The organism is Micromonospora sp. NPDC049230 (assembly GCF_040647875.1).
Taxonomy (GTDB): domain Bacteria; phylum Actinomycetota; class Actinomycetes; order Mycobacteriales; family Micromonosporaceae; genus Micromonospora.
In genome coordinates, this window is the sequence record NZ_JBEZCZ010000006.1 from 17,685 (window position 1) to 36,429 (window position 18,745).

At 72.1% G+C, this 18,745-nt stretch carries 8 protein-coding genes; 5 read left to right on the plus strand and 3 right to left on the minus strand.

Annotated elements, in window-relative coordinates:
- The first annotated feature begins 20 nt into the window (after window positions 1–20).
- Both AB0A95_RS07275 and AB0A95_RS07280 read left to right on the plus strand, forming a co-directional pair.
- Entirely contained in the window at window positions 21–6,158 is a 6,138-nt protein-coding gene (locus tag AB0A95_RS07275) for an RHS repeat-associated core domain-containing protein (protein ID WP_357554758.1), read from the plus strand.
- 21 nt (window positions 6,159–6,179) lie between these two features.
- On the plus strand, window positions 6,180–9,425 hold the full coding sequence (locus AB0A95_RS07280; protein WP_357554759.1) for a LamG-like jellyroll fold domain-containing protein: 3,246 nt from the start codon (window positions 6,180–6,182) through the stop codon (window positions 9,423–9,425).
- Between the two features lie 64 nt (window positions 9,426–9,489).
- On the opposite strand, the gene AB0A95_RS07285 is transcribed toward AB0A95_RS07280, so the two are convergent.
- Entirely contained in the window at window positions 9,490–13,269 is a 3,780-nt protein-coding gene (locus tag AB0A95_RS07285) for a S8 family serine peptidase (protein WP_357554760.1), read from the minus strand.
- 162 nt (window positions 13,270–13,431) lie between these two features.
- Here AB0A95_RS07285 and AB0A95_RS07290 point away from each other — a divergent pair, with 162 nt between their 5' ends.
- Window positions 13,432–13,686 carry a hypothetical protein gene (locus AB0A95_RS07290; RefSeq protein ID WP_357554761.1) on the plus strand — a complete coding sequence of 85 codons (255 nt, stop codon included), beginning with the start codon at window positions 13,432–13,434 and terminating at the stop codon, window positions 13,684–13,686.
- Between the two features lie 61 nt (window positions 13,687–13,747).
- On the opposite strand, the gene AB0A95_RS07295 is transcribed toward AB0A95_RS07290, so the two are convergent.
- Window positions 13,748–15,076 carry an extracellular solute-binding protein gene (locus tag AB0A95_RS07295; protein WP_357554762.1) on the minus strand — a complete coding sequence of 443 codons (1,329 nt, stop codon included), beginning with the start codon at window positions 15,074–15,076 and terminating at the stop codon, window positions 13,748–13,750.
- 138 nt (window positions 15,077–15,214) lie between these two features.
- Between AB0A95_RS07295 and AB0A95_RS07300 the strand changes: the two genes are divergently transcribed.
- Entirely contained in the window at window positions 15,215–16,048 is an 834-nt protein-coding gene (locus AB0A95_RS07300; RefSeq protein ID WP_357554763.1) for a phosphoribosylaminoimidazolesuccinocarboxamide synthase, read from the plus strand.
- A 15-nt stretch (window positions 16,049–16,063) separates the two neighbouring features.
- Here AB0A95_RS07300 and glpK read toward each other — a convergent pair whose 3' ends face one another.
- Window positions 16,064–17,548 carry a glycerol kinase GlpK gene (gene glpK, locus AB0A95_RS07305; protein ID WP_357554764.1) on the minus strand — a complete coding sequence of 495 codons (1,485 nt, stop codon included), beginning with the start codon at window positions 17,546–17,548 and terminating at the stop codon, window positions 16,064–16,066.
- A gap of 77 nt (window positions 17,549–17,625) precedes the next feature.
- On the opposite strand from glpK, the gene AB0A95_RS07310 reads away from it, so the two are divergent.
- Window positions 17,626–18,564, plus strand: coding sequence for a ribose-phosphate pyrophosphokinase (locus tag AB0A95_RS07310; RefSeq protein ID WP_357554765.1), 939 nt, complete (start codon window positions 17,626–17,628; stop codon window positions 18,562–18,564).
- Window positions 18,565–18,745: the final 181 nt, after the last annotated feature.

Below are 18,745 nucleotides of genomic sequence, written 5' to 3' on the forward strand. Positions count from 1 at the left end.
CGGGTTTAGCGGAGGTTGAGATGCGCGTACCGCGCAGATATCTGTCCATGATGGCCACGGGGGTGGCAGTAGCGCTGGTCGCGTCGTCGCTGGGGAGCGGGCCAGCCCTGGCCGCCCGCCCGGCGGCCCCGAGACCACAGGCGATACCGTCCGGCCCGGCGCTCTCGGCGGCCCGGCCGGCACCCGTGCCGGCCGACGATCCCAGCGCCACCAGCGCCCTGCGGAAGGCGCCCGCGGTGAGCTGGCCGACCGCCGGCACCGCCGAGGTGAGTCTGCCCGCGGTGAGCGCGGCGGCGGTCAAGTCGGACGCCACGGCGTCCTGGCAGCGGGCCGGTGACCTGCCGATCCGGGTGGGCCACCCGGACGCGGCCGGTCCGTCGACGACTCGGGTGTCCAGTGCTCGGGCGGAGACGACGGTCCGGGTCGAGGTGTTGGACCGCAAGGCCAGTGCGGCGGCCGGCGTACGGGGGGTGGTGCTGCGGCTCGCGCACGTGGGCGATCAAGCCGGCCCGGCGTCGGTGGAGGTGGACTACTCGGGCTTCCGGCACGCCTACGGCGGTGACTACGGCTCGCGGCTGCGGCTGCTCCGGTTGCCGGAGTGCGCGCTGACCACCGCGCCGACCACCGGGCTGACCACCGCCACCGCCGGCAACTGCGCGCCAACCCCGGTGGCCAGCACCAACGACGCGGTCACCGGGCGGGTGCGGGCGAAGCTGAGCGACGGGTTGTACGCAGTGGCCGCCGCGCCCGGCGGCAGTGCGGGCACCTTCCAGCCGACGTCGCTCGCCCCCTCGGCCACCTGGCAGGTGGGGCTCCAGTCCGGCGACTTCAACTGGTCGTACCCGATGGCACTGCCGCCCATGCCGGGCCGCGCGCCGGAGGTCTCCCTGGCCTACTCCTCCGGCAGCGTGGACGGCCGGGTGGTGGCGACGAACAACCAACCGTCCTGGGTCGGTGAGGGCTTCGACCTGCCCAGCGGGTTCGTCGAACGGTCGTACCGGGCCTGCCGCGACGACGGTGGGACGGGCAGCGGTGGCGACCTGTGCTGGGAGGCCCCCAACGCCACGCTGGTGCTGCCCGGCCTGGCCTCCGGTGAGCTGGTGCCGGAGACATCGGCGACCGACAACAAGAACTGGCACCTCGCCGACGACCGGGGCTGGCGGATCACACTGCTGACCGGGGCGTCGAACGGCGACGACAACGGCGAGCACTGGCGGGTGACCGCACCGGACGGGACGCAGTACTTCTTCGGCCGGGCCACTGCGGCGAACTCGGCGTTCACCGTCCCGGTCTTCGGCAACGGGTCGGGTGAGCCCTGCCACCAGTCGACGTTCGCGACATCGTGGTGCCAGCAGGCGTACCGCTGGAACCTCGACTACGTGCTCGACCGGCACGGCGACGCGGTGGCCTACCACTACGACCAGGAGATCAACTACTACGCGCGCAACGACACCACCCCGACCGCGTACGTGCGTGGTGGCAACCTCGCGCGCATCGAGTACGGGCTGCGTGCCGGATCCAGCGCCCCCGCCGGAGCGCGGGTGGTGCTCACCGCGGCCGACCGGTGCCTGCCGGGCACCACCTGCACCCAGGCGCAGCCGCAGAACTGGCCGGACGTGCCGTGGGACACCGCCTGCTCGGCGACGTCCTGCGCGATCACCACGCCGACCTTCTGGAGCACCAAGCGACTGGCGACGGTGACCGCGCAGGTGCGCGTCGGCACCGCCTACCAGAACGCCGACTCCTGGACGCTCACCCACGGCTACCTGGACACCGGTGACGGCACCAGCCCCGGGCTGTGGTTGCAGTCCGTCGTCCGCACCGGTCAGGTGGGCGGCAACACCAGCCTGCCCGCCGTGACGTTCGGCGGCTCGCGGTGGGCCAACCGGGTCGACGGGCTGGAGAACATCTCGCCCATGAACAAGTGGCGGATCACGACGATCACCAACGAGACGGGTGGCCGGATCGCCGTCTCCTACGGTCGGGAGCCGTGTGACCGGTCCGCCCTGCCGGTCCCGGACACCAACACCACCAGGTGTTTCCCGGTGAAGTGGACGCCGGACGGCGGGTCGCTCGTGCCGGACTGGTTCATCAAGACCGCTGTCACCCAGGTCGTCGAGGACGACGCGACGACCGGCCCGGACCGGATCACCCAGTACCAGTACCTCAGCGCCGGTGCCGCCGCCTGGGCGTACGACGACGCCGAGTTGGTGCCCGCCGACCGCAAGAGTTGGGGGCAGTGGCGCGGCTACCAGCGGGTCCGGGTGCTGACCGGCGCCCCACCGGCGGCCGGGGCACCCGATCTCCGTACGGTGACCGAGCACCTGTTCCTGCGCGGCCTGGACGGCGACCGGACGGCGGGCGGAACCCGTACCGCGTCGGTTGTCGACTCGCGTGGTGGCAGCATTCCCGACCGGGCCTACTGGCGCGGCTTCGCCCGCGAGACGACCACCTACCGGGGAGCGGGTGGCGGGTGGGTGTCCACAGTGATCTCCGAGCCGACGCAGCTCCGGGAGACTGCCAGCCGCGACCGGCCGACGAGCAACCCGCTGGAGTCGCACCTGGTCGCCGAGCGGGCCGAGGAGACCTACACCGCGCTGGCCGACGGTGGGGTGCGCCGGACCACTGTGGTCTACAAGCACGAGCCGGACCACGGCACGCTGACCGAGGTCGACGACCAGGGTGACGTGTCGACCGCCGGGGACGACACCTGCACCAGGTACACCTATGCCCGCAACACCACGGACTGGATCGTGGACAAGGCCTTCCGGGTGGAGAAGCTCGGCGTGCGGTGCGGCGGCGACGTCTCGTACCCCGGTGACCTCATCTCCGACCAGCGCTACCTCTACGACGGCGCGGACGCCTGGGGCACCGCGCCGACGAAGGGTGACCTGACCCGCACCGAGGAGGCGTCCGCCTGGGCTTCCGGGGCGCCGGTCTACCAGACCCTGTCCCGGGTCGTCGTGGACCAACACGGACGGCCGATCGAGGAGTTCGACGCCCGCAACAACCGGACCGGCATCTCCTACACGCCGGCCCTGGGTGGCCCGGTCACCCAACTGGTCCGGACCAACCCGCTCGGCCACACCACCACCACGACACTGGAGCCGCTGCGCGGTGCGGTCACCGCGGAGGTGGACGCCAACGGCGGCCGGACCAGCCGGGCGTACGACGCGCTTGGTCGGGCGACAGCGGTCTGGCTGCCCGGCCGGGCCACCACGGATCCGGCCAGCCTGCGCTACGAGTACCTGCTGCGCTCCAGCGGGGCGGCGGTGACCACGCGCAGTCTGCTGGCCGGCGGTGGTTACCGGACCAGCTACGAGGTGTACGACGGGCTGCTGCGGCTGCGGCAGACCCAGGACCCCTCGCCGGCAGGTGGCCGGGTGCTCACCGACGTCCAGTACGACCCGGTGGGCCGGGTGGACCGCAGATCCGGACCGCAGTACGACCGCAGCGGACCGCCCGGCACCACGCTGCTCGGCCTGCCCGACAGTGTTGCCGAGTCGCAGACCCGCACCGTGTACGACGGAGCCGGGCGGCCGACGGCGGAGATCCTCCTGTCCCGGGGCGTGGAGAAGTGGCGCACCAGCACCACGTACGGCGGCGACTGGACGGCGGTGGACCCACCCGAGGGCGGCACCGCGACGATGACCCTCGCGGACGCGGCCGGCCGAGTGGTGGAGCGGCGTCAGTACGTGGGTGACACGCCGAGCGGAACCTACGACGCCACCCGGTACGGCTACACCCGGGGTGGGCAGTTGGCCACAGTTGTCGACCCGGCCGGCAACACCTGGCGGTACGCGTACGACATGCGTGGCCGCCAGGTCCGGGCCGAGACTCCGGACACCGGCGCGACGACGCGCACGTTCGACGCCGAGGGGCACGTGCTCTCCACCACCGACGCCCGTGGGCGCACACTCAGCCACACCTACGACGCGCTCGGGCGTCGGACGAGCACCGACGAGGGTGCGACCCGGCTCGCCGGGTGGGCGTACGACACGGCGCCCAACGGCAGGGGGCTGCTCGCCTCCTCCACCCGCCACGTGGGGGCGAACGCGTACGTGAGCGCGGTGACCGGCTACGACGTTCGTGGCCGGCGTACCGGGACGGCGGTGACGATCCCGGCGGCGGAGACCGGCCTGGGCGGCACCTACGCGACCGGCTACCAGTACGACGAGACCGACCAGGTCACCAGCACCACGATCTTCGGTGGTGGCGGCCTGCCGGCGGAGACCCTCGCCTACGGCTTCGACGGGCTCGGCCTGCCGACGACGATGACCAGCGGCGCCGGGCGGTACGTCGTGGCGACCACCAGGGACGGCGTCGGCCGACCGATCTCGCGGACCTCCGGTGCATCCGGTCAGCAGCTCTGGCAGGCGCAGCAGTGGGATGCCGCGAGCGGGCGGCTGACCGCCACGTCGACGACAGTGGAGGACGAGTCCACCTCTCGGGTGACCGCGCTGGGCTACACCTACGATCCCGCCGGCAACGTCCGATCCGTCGTTGACGCACCGGACGACGGGAGCGCGGCGGACACCCAGTGTTTCGGCTACGACCACCTGCGCCGGCTCACCGACGCCTGGACGCCGACCGGCGGCTGCACGACACCCGTGGTGGCCGGACTCGGCGGCGCGGCGCCGTACTGGCACTCGTACGGCTACGACCGGACCGGCAACCGCCTGGCCGAGGTGCGGCACCTCGCGGGCGGGGACGTCACCCGCACGTTCGACCACCCGGCCGCCGGAACGGCCCAGCCGCACACAGTGCGGTCGGTGACCAGCAGCGGCCCCGGCGAATCCGGGACCGACACCTTCGGGTACGACGCCAGCGGCAACCAGACGAGTCGTCGCGTCGACGGCATCTCCCAGCAGCTCGACTGGGATGCCGAAGGCCACCTCGGGTCGGTCACGACGGATGCCGGCGGCACCAGCTACGTGTACGACGCCGACGGCACCCGGTTGCTGCGTCGGGACGCGGGCGGTACGACGCTGTACCTGGGCGACACCGAACTGCGCGCGACCGGGACCGGCACGGTGACCGGCACCCGGTACTACCGGTTCGGCGGTGACCCGGTGGCGGTACGCGTCGGTGCCGAGCTGAGCTGGCTGGTGACCGACCTGCACGGCACGGCCGGGGTCAGCGTCGACGCCGACGACCTGGGCGTCACCCGGCGCCACCGGCTGCCGTTCGGTGGACAGCGCGGCGTGGACCCGGCCGCCTGGCCCGGCGAGCGGGACTTCGTCGGCGGGGCCGGTGACCCGTCCGGTCTCACCCACCTCGGGGCCCGGGAGTACGACCCGGACACCGGCGGGTTCGTCTCGGCCGACCCGATCGTTGACCACGAAGACCCCCAGCAGGTGCAGGGCTACTCGTACGCCAGCGGCAACCCGCTCTCGTTCAGCGACGCCAACGGGTTGAAGGTCTACCGGGGCATTCCGGCGCCGGCCGCGGACGGCCTCTACGACCCGTGGGCCTGCGCCAACTTCGGGTCGATGTGCAGCGGCACTGTCGACCCGAACGGTGACCTCGGCTGGGAGATGATCCACGAGGTCTACACCCCGAACTCCACCCGGGACGCGTCGAAGTCACCTGTCTACGGCTGCTCGTACGACAACCCCGGGCCGGCCGTCGCCTGCCAGCAGCGCAGTCCGAGCCAGAGCGCGTACGTCCTGGCCGAGCGTCCCTGCCGTGGTTGGGACCAGTGCATCTCGCCGCGTCCGGTGGAGTGGCAACCGGCGGACGAGGTGGAATCGACGATGTCCTCCACCAGCGGTGGTGGCCGGTCGCTGGCGGCGACGCTGGCCCACCCGGCGAAGAGCGCGGGCGGTACGTCGGCGGGCGGGGTCTGGGCGGGTGCGGCGTCGAGCAGCGGGGACGGCGGTGTGACGCTCACCAAGCGCGCACCGATCGACGTGCGCTCGTGGCGGCCGCGATTCGTCAGCGCGACTGGCTGGCTGAAGCAGCGGGCGGAGGCGCCGTCCTGCGGGTATCCGTTGCCGTGCCCGGGACCGGCACAGGTGTACGGCGGGCCGTACGGGGTGCCGAAGGGCTCGTCGTCGCCGCTGCGCCCGGTCGGTGGCGGGTCCGGAAGCTCGTCGGGTGGCCTGGTGATCCCCCGGACGGCCGGGTCGCCACGCGGCGTCGTGATCGTCGGCTGACGCGGGGACGGGGGAGGGCGAATGTCGAGAATGATCAGGCTCGGCGTGGTCGGACGAGCTGTCGCCACAGTGGCGGTGCTCGTCCTGGTGGCCGCCGCCATGACCGTGCCCTTCCCCGCTCCGCAGGGCCGGGCGGCGGCAACCCCGCTGGTCGCCCCGCCGGGACCGGTCCGGTCGACGGTTCGACCGGCCCCCGGGGCACCGTCGTCCTGGCCGGTGGCCACGGCGTCGGCGGCAACGGCGTCGGCAGTCCGACTCGGCCGCCGGGTCGAGATGCCCACACTGCGTACGCCGGACCGGACCGTCTTCGCCAACCCGGACCGCACCTTCACCGCCGAGCTGCGGGCCGGCACCGCCAGCGCCGACCCAACCTCGCCGGGCCAGCGCCAGCACTGGGCGATGACCTCCCGGGAGCTGCCCTCCCAGGTGTGGTGGGACATGGACGACTACCACGCCCGGGTCGGGCACGACCCACAGGAGTCCTCGTACAACATGTACCACTCGTACTTCCAGATGGACACGGCGTTCTTCGCCGGCAAGACCATCCTGGAAAACACCGCCTTCAGCCTCAACCAACTGTATTCCTACTCGTGCTATCCGCAGGCCCTGCAACTGCACCTCACCGGTCCGATCAGCCCGTCGACGAGTTGGTCGAACCCGCCGGCGGAGCAGCGGCTGCTGGGCACCGTGCGGACCGGCAAGGGCGGCGGCCCCGAATGTCCGGGCGGCACTGTGGAGGTGGACGTGCGGGCCCTGATGCGCGAGGCGGCGGCGAACAGTTGGCGACAGCTCACGCTGGGCCTGACCGATGACGACCAGAGCATCTCCGGGGCGATGGCCTTCGACAACAAGCCGGTGCTCGCGGTGCAGTTCAACACAGTGCCGGAAACGCCGGTGATGACGCCGACCGACAGCATGCCCGGCTGTTCCGGTGCCGGGGCGACGGCCTGGGTACGGACCCTCGGGCCGGTGCTGGCCGTGGAGGTGGCCGAGGATACCGCGACGGGCAGCCAGGGCGGCGGCCAACAGGTCACCTTCGAGGTGCAGGCCCCGGACGGCACCCCGGTGCACACCAGCGAGAGGCTGCCCGAGCACATCAAGACCTACCAGGTGCCCGACTGGGTGCTCGCCGACGGCGGCACGTACCGGTGGCGGGCGACGGTCAACGACCAGGTCGACACCGGCCCTCCGGGGCCCTGGTGCGAGTTCACAGTGGACATGACGGGTCCCACCACCGTACCCACTGTCACCTCTGTCGACTTCCCCTCGTCCGGTCCGGGGGCCAGGGTCGACCGCACTGGCGTGTTCCGGTTCGACGCGGACGGCGACCAGGACGTGGTGGGCTTCGAATACCAGCTCGGCGGCCAGGACGGCTACCTCACCGGGCGGGTGGCCGCCGACCGGCCGGGTGGCACCGGGGTGCTGCGCTGGACCGCCCAGACGCCCGGCAATTACCAGCTCGACGTGTTGGCGGTGGACCGGGCCGACAACTTCGGTTGGCCGCAGAAGTACAGCTTCAAGCTGCGCTCCGTGCCGACGCCGCTTGTCGAGCTGCCGCTCGACGAGGGGCAGGGCGTCATCGGCCGGGACGTGGCGACACGCGCCCCCGACGGCAGCGTCACGTTCAGCGGCGGGGCGTCGTGGCAGGAGTCCGGGCGGCACGGCGGCGCGGTACTGCTGGACGGTGCCGAGAGCAGCTACGGTCGGTCCGCCGGACCCGTGGCGAACACCGGTCAGAGCTTCTCGGTGCTGGCCTGGGTCCGACTGGACCAGGTCGGCCAGGACCGGGTGGCGGTGGCCCAGGCCGGGGTCGCCGGTAACGGTTTCGTGTTGCGCTACGACAGTGCCCGCAAGCGTTGGGCGTTCGTGCTTCCCGAGGCGGACGGCGCGGCGGCGGCGGAGCGGGTCGCGGTGGCGAACACGGCTCCCCAACTCGGCACCTGGACCCACCTCGCCGGCGTGTACGACCACGAGGCGGGCGAGTTGCGGATCTACCTCAACGGTCGGCTGGCCGGCAGTACGCCGTACCGCAGCACCTGGAACGCCTCCGGCCCCCTCCTGGTCGGCCAGGCGAACGGTGTGTCCGGCGCGCGTGGCGCCTGGAACGGTTCGCTCGACGAGGTTCAGCTCTACGACTACCCGGCGGCGCCCAAGAAGATCATCGAGGAGATGGCCGGCGAGCCGTTCGGCCCGGAGGCGTGGTGGCACCTGAACGAGCCGACAGGTGTGGTCGGCACCGATGCCAGCGGGAACGGCCACTCGCTCTACCTGGCACCCGGTGCGGCATTCGACAAGGATGTGCGCGACGGGGGCGTGCGCCTGGACGGGACGTCCGGAGTGGCGTACACGGCGGGGCCGGTGGTGGCGGGGGACGCCAGCTTCACGGTGTCGGCCTGGGTACGGCTCGCCGGTGCCGGTCGGGATGCCGTCGCGGTCGGCCAGGACGGGCAGCACAACAGCCGGTTCCGGCTGCGCTACGAGGCCGCGACCGGCCGGTGGGCGTTCCGGATGGACCGGGTCGACGAGCAGGGTGGGACCGCGGCCACCGATGCGGCGGTGTCCCTGTCGGCGAGCGTCGACAGTTGGACACACCTGACCGGTGTCTTCGACGCCGCCGCCGGCCAACTGCGGCTGTACGTCAACGGGACGCTTGCCGGCACGGCCAGCCACGTGGCGAGTTGGCCGGCCACCGGTGCCCTCGTGCTGGGCCGGGGGCTGCGCGACGGCTCGGCGGCGGACTTCTGGCCGGGTGACGTCGACGAGGTCCGGGTGCTCCCTCGTGCCGTCACCGCGCCGGAGGTGCCAGGTCTCGTTGGTCTGCCACCGGCCGTCACCCCGGGGCCGGTGCGGATCCGTGCCGTCCACAGCGGCATGTGCCTGACCGAGCAGGGTGGCGACAGCGGCTACCTCTACCAGCAGCCGTCGTGCGGCAGCCAGTACCCGAGGATGACTCTGGTGGCGGCCGGGAGCGGCACCTACCGGATCGCGACCGACCACGACGTCTACGGGCCTGGCTGCACAGGGGTGCAGAACGGCTCGGTGAGTGTCGGCGCACCACTCTACGACGACTACTGCGCCGCCGGGCGCGGGCAACTGTTCCGCGTCGAGCCGGTGGCCGCGCCGCTGTGGGGCTATCGGCTGCGACCGGTGCACAGCAACCTGTGCGTCGGCTTCCGGGACAACTCCGAGCTGGCGGACGCCCAACTCGTCCAGCTCGCCTGTGATTCCCTGGCGCGGGGTCAGGTGTTCCTCTTCGACAGCCGGTGAGGCCGCGCCGGACGGCACGTCGTCGTGGGGCCGGTGCCCGCCGGGCACCGGCCCCACCCGGTTGTTACCGGAGGCCGAAGGCCCGGGTGACGCTCTGGGTGACGCCGTCGCCGCTGCGCTGCCTGGCGGTGACCCGGATGGACACGAAGTCGGCCCGGTGCGGCGCGTTCAGGTGCGCCCGCCAGGTGCCACTCTTCTCGGTCAAGCCCTGCCGCTGCCAGGTCGCCCCGTCGTCGTAGGAGACCTCCAGCGTGAGCGAGGACACCGCGTCGCGCGCCGCGGTGCTGCCCACCACCACTGGCGTGATGGAGAAGTCGGTCCTGCGCGTCGTACGACCCGCCGCGTCCACGTCCGTTCCGTAGTCCAGTTGCACAAGCGGGATGGCCTGCACCTCCGTGGTGCCACCGGAGACGAAGCGCCACTCGGTGTGCGTGGCAGTCGAGTACGGGCTGAACTCGGGTTTGCCAGTGGTCTCGACGACCAGCCGGTACGGCAGCTTCTCCGGCGACAGGTCACCCGCGCCGACCTTCGGCCAGCCGTCGAAGCGGGTCAGCTCCCTGTCGCCCTGATAGAACGTGACGACCTGCGGCATGCTGGCCCCGCCGCTGTGCGCGGCCCCCGCGTCGCCGAACCCCTGGATGTACGCGCTCATGGCGGTCTCACCGCGGAACGGAATCTCGGTGCTGAGCAGGCGCGGCCGGGTGATGGGCCCGAACCAGCGGTCCTGCTGGACGCTGCCCGGCCGGTAGGCGATCGCCTCCGTGTTCGACCGCGCCCAGTCGGCGACGTCCGCGTACTGCATCCACCTGACGCCGTTGCCGGCGGAGACCCAGTCGGTCCGCAGCCCCGGTGCGACAGGCTCGAACGGGAACGAGCGGGCCGCCGCGTACTCGTAGGGCGGGAAGTCCGTCCGCGTCTCGCTGGACCGCTTCCCCGGCGGCGGGGCGAACGTCAGGTCGATCCGGGCCAGGTCGCGGGGACCGGTCCGGGCGGAGGGGTCCCTGGGCACTCCGCCATTGTGGTAGTCCACCAGGTCGTACAGGTATGTCGGTGCGGGGTGGGCCACCACGGCAAGCCGTACCGTGGTGCGCCCGGCGGCGGCGATCCTCTGGATCAACGCCTCGCCCTCGTCCATGCTCACCGAGGCGACAGCGATCGGCCCGGTCGTCACGGCGTCGGGCTTGCCGTACCAGTCGCTCCGGCGACCTTCGCGGTCGTTGACCACGACAAGCATCGCCGCGCCGGCAGCGTGTGCCGACTCCGCCTGGTCCGTGGGGGGCACCGAGTCGTTGGCGCGTACGACAACGGCCCTGCCACGGACGGACCGGCCGGCGTAGTCGCTCGTCGCCCCGTTGCCCGCGAAGACGGCGTCGAGGCGGGCGGCGCCGTCGGCCAGCGGCCGTGCACCGGGCTGCACGAGGGGATCGCTGATGCGTCGGCCGCCGTAGCTGATCTCCAACGGTGTCTGCACGGCGCGGATCCTGGTGGTGAGGACGAAGCTGCCACTCGTCACCCGCTGTTTGCTCGGCAGCGCCCACAGGCTGTCGTAGGTCGCACCGGGCCAGAAGGTCTCGCGCAGCGCGGCCCAGTCGGTGGGCGTCGGCTCCGGCGAGGTGAAGGAGCGGTAGACGTCGATCCTGGTGTTGGTGACAGCGGTCGGCTGGGCGGTGGCCACCTTCACCTGACGTGCCCGCGAGGCGTCGAGCTCCACGACCCGGTCGGTCGACAGGTCGACCTCGGGAACCGTCAGCATCGCCAGCCCGAGGGAGCGGGGGCCGTTGCGGCCCTGTACGTCGGCGGCGGTGACGACAGTGTAGGAGCCGGGGGCCCAGCGGCTGGTCAGCCTGCCGTCCGGCACCCACACGAAGGTGGAGCCCTCGTCGGCGCTGACGATCTCGACCTCGCCGCTCATGGGTCGGCCGGCGCGGTCCTTCAGGTGGATGGTGAGGTCGTACTTCTTCGCCTCGACGGCGACCCCCACTGCCGTGTGTACCGCGCCGGTCGCGGAGCGGGCCGTGACCTGCGCGGAGTACCGGCCGGGCGGGAGGCCCCCGGGGTTCACCACGACGTCGACGGTCGAGGTTCCGTTCGCCGGCACGGTGAGGTGGTCGGTGGCCGCGGTGAACGTCTGCGCGGGGGAGGTGCCACCGTCGACGGAGAGCGCCAACGGGATCGGGTCGGCAGTGGTGTTGGTGTAGGTGATCTTCCGCGTGATCGGCCGCTGTCGCGCCCCGGAGGACGACCTCACCAGGCCGGCGTCCACCGAGCCGGTCGCGATGACCTGGTCCTGGTGGTAGGCGGCGGCCACGTTCAGCCGGCCACTGCCCGCCCGGTAGGCGTTGTAGTCGGGCGTCCGCACGCTTGTGCTCATCAGCGCGTCCTTGATCTGCTGCCCACTCCACGTCGGGTGTTTCTGGACCAGCAGGGCCGCCGCCCCGGCGACGTGCGGCGCGGCCATGGAGGTGCCGCTGTCGGTCTGGTAGTAGCCCTCGCCCCAGGGGATCTGCTGCGAGCGCGCCGCCAACACGTCCACCCCGGGAGCCGTCAGGTCGGGCTTCAGCGCCTCGTCGATCATGCGCGGCCCGGCACTGGAGAAGTCGGCCAGGTGGTCGGAGCCGTCCACCGCGCCGACGGTGAGTGCGGCGTCCGCGGTGGCCGGTGCCCCGAGGGTGTACGGGTCGGGGCCGCTGTTGCCGGCGGCGACGACGAAGAGCGCGCCGGTCTCGGCGGTCAGCTGGTTCACGGACTGGCTCAGTGGATCGTCCTGGGTGTGCCACGCGCTCACACCGAGGCTCATGTTGACCACCTTGGCGCGCTCGGTGCGCGTCGCCCACTCCATGCCCGCGATGATCCCGGAGATGGACCCGCTGCCGTTCTGGTCGAGGACCTTGCCCACCACCAGGTCGGCGTCGGGAGCGACGCCGCGTTCCTTGCCGCCGGAGGCGGCGCCCGTGCCGGCGACGGTGGAGGCGGTGTGGGTGCCGTGCCCGTTGCGGTCGACGACGTCCTGGCCGGAGACGAAGCTGCGGGACGCCACGACCCGGTTCACGAGATCCGGGTGGGTCGTGTCCACGCCGCTGTCCAGGACGGCGACCCGGACACCGCGTCCGGTGCCGCCCGCCGCCCAGGCCGCGGGTGCGCCGACCTGCGCGGTGGTGTCGGCGAGAGACGCGTTCGCCCTGCCGTCGAGCCACACCTTGTCGACACCGGCGGTGAAGGCCGGCGTGGACGGGGCGGCACCGCGGCTGGTCGGTGCCGGTCCGCTGGTGAGGGCCGACCAGAAGTCGGCGGCCGTGGACCGGTGGGCGCCGATCGCCTCGCCCCGGACGGACGGCAGCTCCCGTGTGGTCCGCGCGCCCGGCAGCGTGGTGCCGGTCCGCAGCGTCGCCGAGCCCGTCGTGCGGGTGACGATCAGGGGGAGTTCGCTGGTCCGCGCGTCGTCGTAGCCCTGCGCGATCAACCGGGTGACGTCGAACAGTTGCTTGTCGAGTCGGCCGGTCGCCAGGTAGGGCAGGGCCTCGTCGGGATACACGTAGGTGTCGCCGCCCTCGGTGGCGACGCGTACCGAGCCGGTGGCGCCCGGGGCGCGGGTGACGTCCACCGCGGGGGCCGCGCCGTCGACGCCCGGGGTCACCGTCACCCGGTCGCCGGTGATCAGCGTGACGGTGACGGGTGCGGGCGGCGTGTGGCCGGTCGCGGCGGGTGGCGTCGGAGGGGGTGGGGACGGTGGGGCGCCGTGGGCCGTCGTCGGGGTCAGAAGAGCGGCGACGAGGGTGACGCCGACCGCTGTTGCCGCAGATCTTCGGGTGAGAGAGAGCCGCACATCGCCTCCAGGGTTGATCATGTGCGAATCCGATCACCCCCGGAGATTCATGTAAAGATCGTCACCTTTGCCGGCAGGTTGCGGGCACGTTGCGAGCGGTCCGGGGTGCTTCGGACGATCTCGGTCCCCTGGTTCCGCGTGGACCGACGTGCCCCGGTTGCGTCCTTCGGCGAGGATGGGCACATGTCTTCTTTCGGTAAGTGGTGGGGCCGGCTGAGCACGGTCCTCGGTGCGGCCGTACTGGCGGTCTTCGTGCCCGTCGCGGCGTGGGCGTCCACGGGCACCGGCGAGGTGGTGGTGGAGGCCGCGCGGCGGCGGTCCCGTGGCGGCGGCGGCTTTGGCATCCTCAGCCTGCTCTGCTGCCTGGTGGTGGTCGGGGTCATCGTGTTCCTGGTGCTGCGTCTGACCCGCAATCGTCGCAACGGTCCGCCGCGCTGACCCAGCGGGCCGCCCCCAACGGTCGGTCGACGGCGGCGGGCCGTCGACCGGCCGCCGGTGGTCACGCCAGTGCGGCGTTGGCCTGGGAGAGGAAACGTGCGGTGGCCGCCCGGGTGCCGGCCCGCTTGGCGCGGATGCTCTCCGCGGCGGCGACCAGCAGGGTACGCACCCTGGCGTGCCCCTTCGACGGTGGTGCCGGCGCCGGTCCGAGCTGGTCGGCGAGGCTGGCGCCGAACGCGGCGGCGCGCTGCTGGGCCGGGTCGGTGATGCTGCCCTCGGCGTAGCGGCGGACGGCGAGGCTGGGGTTCAGGCCGCGTTCGTGGCCGAGGACGGTGCCGGCCTCGCCGTTCGTGGTCAAGAAGTTGATCACGTCGGTGACGGTGTCCGGGTGGCGGGTGCCACGGAACGCGGCCCAGTACATCGACGCGCGCGCCCACTGCGCACCCGGCGACCCGGGAAGGCCGACCACGCCCAGCTCGGCCTTGGTGAGCCGCTGCAACTCCGGTAGTTGATGGGACCAGGCGAACGACGCGGCGGTCATCCCGGTCACCACCAGTTGCCGGTTCAGCTCCCTGCTGTCGGTCTGCTCGACGAGCGCGGCGCCCGGTGTGGCCCGCGCGGTGCGAGCCCGCTGCCACAGCTCGAACCACGCGATCAGCTCGTCCGCGCCGAAACCGAGCTGGTTGCCCCGGTAGAACTCGCCACCCTGCGACCGCAGCCACAGCCAGAGCGCCCGGTGGTCACCTGACGCGTCCGCGGTGCCGGCCACCTGACCGTCGCTGGTCTCGGTGACCTGCTCCGCCCAGGCGATGTAGTCGGCCCAGGTCATGCCGGCCCGGGGCTCCGGCACCTTCAGGTCCCGCAGCAGGTCCCTGTTGAAGACCACTGCGGCGTGGGTCTGCCCGCCGGCCACCGCCATCGTCCGCCCCTCCACGGTGCCGCAGCGGATCAGGCCCTCCGGCAGGCCCCGCAGATCGAGGTGGTGGTCGGCGACCCGGTCGGTGAGGTCGAGGATGATCTGGCGTTGGGCGTACTCGGTCAACACCGCGTCGTCGATCTGGATCAGGTCCGGTACGTTCCCGCCGGCCGCCTGGGTGGCCAGCCGCTCGTAGTAGCCGTCGGCACCCTGCCAGGTGACCCGGAAGGTGACCCGGGGGTTGCGATCCGAGTAGAGCCGCAGCACCTTCTCGGTGAGCTCGGCCCGTCTGGTCCCGCCCCACCAGAAGACCGACAGCTCGACCGGCCCGTCCTGGGTCGACGTGTCGGCCCCGTCGCTGCAACCGGCCAGCCCACCGGACGTGAGCAGCGGTGCGCCGAGCAGCGCGGTGAGCAGTCGGCGCCGGCCCGGGTCCGCGCCGAGGCGGTCGATCGGCTGTGGAACAACGGGCACAAGGGTCTCCTGGACCTGCGGGGGCGGCGGTCGGACCATTCACGCAGGGAGCGCACGAAGGTGTCAACGTCGGTCCGGTCACCCCCGGCGCGGGTGGTCGAATCAGGCCCCCCGATGTCGCGTGGTGTACTAGGGCGCGTGGAACTTCTGCACTCGGGCAAGGTTCGGGACGTCTACGCCGACGGCGACGACCTGATCCTGGTCGCCTCGGACCGCATCTCGATCTACGACGTGGCGCTGCCGACGCCGATCCCGGACAAGGGTCGCCTGCTCACCGCACTCTCGCTGTGGTGGTTCGAGCAGCTCGCCGACCTGGTGCCGAACCACGTCATCTCGGCCACCGACGTGCCCGCCGAGTTCGCCGGCCGGGCGATCCGCTGCCAGCGGCTGGACATGCTCCCGGTCGAGTGCGTCGCTCGCGGTTACCTCACCGGCGGCGGCCTGCGGGAGTACGAGAAGACCGGCGCCGTCTCCGGCGTGGCACTGCCCCGAGGGCTCGGCGAGGCGTCGATCCTGCCCGAGCCGATCTTCACGCCGTCCAGCAAGGCGCCGATGGGCGAACACGACGAACCCATCACGTACGACCAGGTGGTGGACAAGGTGGGCCAGGCCACCGCCGAGCGACTGCGGCAGATCACCATCGACGTCTACCGGCGCGGGGCCGAGGTGGCCGCCGACCGGGGCATCCTGATCGCCGACACCAAGATCGAGTTGGGTTGGGCGTCGGACGGCACCCTGGTCCTCGCCGACGAGCTGCTCACCTCCGACTCGTCGCGGTTCTGGCCGGCCGAGTCGTATCAGCCGGGCCGCGTGCAGTTCTCCTACGACAAGCAGTACGTGCGGGACTGGGCTACCGGCGGCGGCTGGAACAAGCAGGCCCCGGCACCGGACGTGCCGGACGAGGTGGTCGAGGCGACCCGCGCCCGCTACGTCGAGGTGTACGAGAAGCTCACCGGCAACCGCTGGGAGTGACCGCCGGGCCGGCCATCACTCCACCCAGTCCAGTGTGCGGCGCACGGCCTTGCGCCACTGGCCCAGCTCCTTCTCGCGCAGCTCCGGCGCCATCGCCGGTTCCCACTGCGCGTCGGAGCGCCACTGCGCCCGCAGGGTGGCCAGATCCGGCCAGAAGCCGACCGCCAGACCGGCCGCGTACGCGGCGCCCAGGCAGGTGGTCTCGGTGATCCGCGACCGGATCACCGGCACGTCGAGCACGTCCGCGAGGAACTGCATGAGCAGCCCGTTGGCGGTCATCCCACCGTCCACCCGAAGTCGGCGCAGCGCCACGTCGGAGTCGGCGTCCATCGCGTCGACCACCTCGCGGGTCTGCCACGCCGACGCCTCCAGCACCGCCCGCGCCAGGTGCCCCTTGGTGACGTAGCCGGTCAGGCCGGCGATCACACCACGCGCGTCGCTGCGCCAGTGCGGGGCGAACAGCCCGGAGAACGCCGGCACCATGTAACAGCCGCCGTTGTCGTCAACGGTGCGCGCCAGCTCCTCCACCTCGGCGGCGGTCGAAATCAGCCCGAGGTTGTCCCGCAGCCACTGCACCAGCGAGCCGGTGACCGCGATCGCGCCCTCCAGCGCGTACGCCGGAGGATGGTCCTTGATCTGGTAGGCGACGGTGGTGAGCAGGCCGTGCGTGGACGGGACCGGGCTGGCCCCGGTGTTGAGCAGCAGGAAGCTGCCGGTGCCGTAGGTGCACTTGGCCTCACCCGGCTGGAAACAGGTCTGCCCGAACAGGGCGGCCTGCTGGTCGCCGAGCGCGCTGGCCACCGGCACCCCGGCGAGCACACCGGTGGCGTGGCCGTACACCTCCGCGGACGAGCGGATCTCCGGCAGCATCGCCGCCGGGACACCCATCGCGTCCAGCAGGTCCGGTGCCCAGTCCAGGGTGGTGAGGTCCATCAGCATGGTGCGGCTGGCGTTCGTCACGTCGGTGACGTGCGCGCCGGTCAGCTTCCAGACCAGCCAGCTGTCCATGGTGCCGAAGAGCACCTCGCCGCGCTCCGCACGCTCGCGCAGGCCGTCGACCTCGTCGAGCAGCCAGCGCAGCTTCGGCCCGGCGAAGTAGGTGGCCAGCGGCAGGCCGGTGCGGGCCCGGAACCGCTCCTCGCCGTACGTCGAGGCCAGCTCGCGAAGCAGCGGCCCGGTGCGGGTGTCCTGCCAGACGATGGCGTTGGCCACCGGGCGGCCGGTGGCCCGGTCCCAGACGACAGTGGTCTCCCGCTGGTTGGTGATGCCGACGGCGGCCAGCCCGGCCGCGTCGGTGCCGGCGGCCCGCAACGCCTCGGCGACCACCTGCTGGACGTTGTCCCAGATCTCCTCGGCGTCGTGCTCCACCCAGCCGGGGCGGGGGAAGATCTGCCGGTGTTCGCGCTGGGCCACGGCGACGATCTCCCCGGCCCGGTCGAAGACGATGCACCGCGAGGAGGTGGTGCCCTGGTCGATGGCGGCGACGTACTGGGGGGTCACCGCAGCACCGTACCCAAACCGGCAGCGCGGTGCGACAGGCGTCACGGTGGCCTGCGCTTCGCCTACCATGTGCGAACGTGCGTGACATCGCCGTTTTCAGTGGAACCGCCCATCCCGACCTGGCTGCCGAGATCTGTGCCCACCTCGGGGTGCCGCTGCACCCGGTGCGGGTTTCCCGATTCGCGAACGACTGTCTCGAAGTGCAGTTGCAGGCCAACTGCCGGGAGCGCGACGTCTTCCTGATCCAGCCGCTGGTGCCGCCCGTCCAGGAGAACCTGGTCGAGTTGCTGTTGATGATCGATGCCGCCCGGGGCGCGTCCGCCGGCCGGATCACCGTGGTGTTGCCGCACTACGCGTACGCCCGGTCCGACAAGAAGGACGCGCCGCGGATCTCGATCGGCGCCCGGCTCGTCGCCGATCTGCTCACGTCGGCCGGGGCGGATCGGGTGCTGGCGATGACGCTGCACTCGCCGCAGGTGCACGGCTTCTTCAGCGTTCCGGTGGATCATCTGCACGCGTTGCGTGAGCTGGCCACCCACTTCCAGCGCTACGACCTGAGCGACACCGTTGTGGTCTCACCCGACCTGGGTAACGCCAAGGAGGCGGCGGCCTTCGCCCGGCTGCTCGGCACGCCGGTCGCGGCCGGTGCGAAGCAGCGGTTCAGCGACGACCTGGTCAAGATCAGTGCGGTGATCGGCGAGGTGACCGACCGGGACGTCATCGTGCTGGACGACGAGATCGCCAAGGGCAGCACCGTTGTCGAGTTGATGGAGCACCTACGCGGCCTGAAGGTCCGCTCGATCCGGCTCGCCTGCACGCACGGGCTCTTCTCCGGCGACGCGTTGCGGCGGCTCAGCGAGCAGGACGGCGTCCTGGAGATCGTCTGCACCAACACGGTGCCCATCCCGGCCGCGAAGCGGGTCCCCGCGCTACAGGTCCTGTCGGTGGCTCCCGCCCTGGCCGAGGCGATGCGCCGAATCCACAACGGAGAATCCGTCTCCGCGCTGTTCGCCTGACCTGCGTCGATCATGGTGGCGCCGGGCGTCACGGGCTGTTTGAGCGTGATGCCTGTGCGGCATCATGATGACTCACCGGCATCACGCTGAAAGTAGCGAACGCCCTTTGACTTCAGGCCCTCCGGCGGCAGGCCCTCCCGCTCGGATGCGGAGCTGTCGCCCACCACGACTCCGTGCGGCG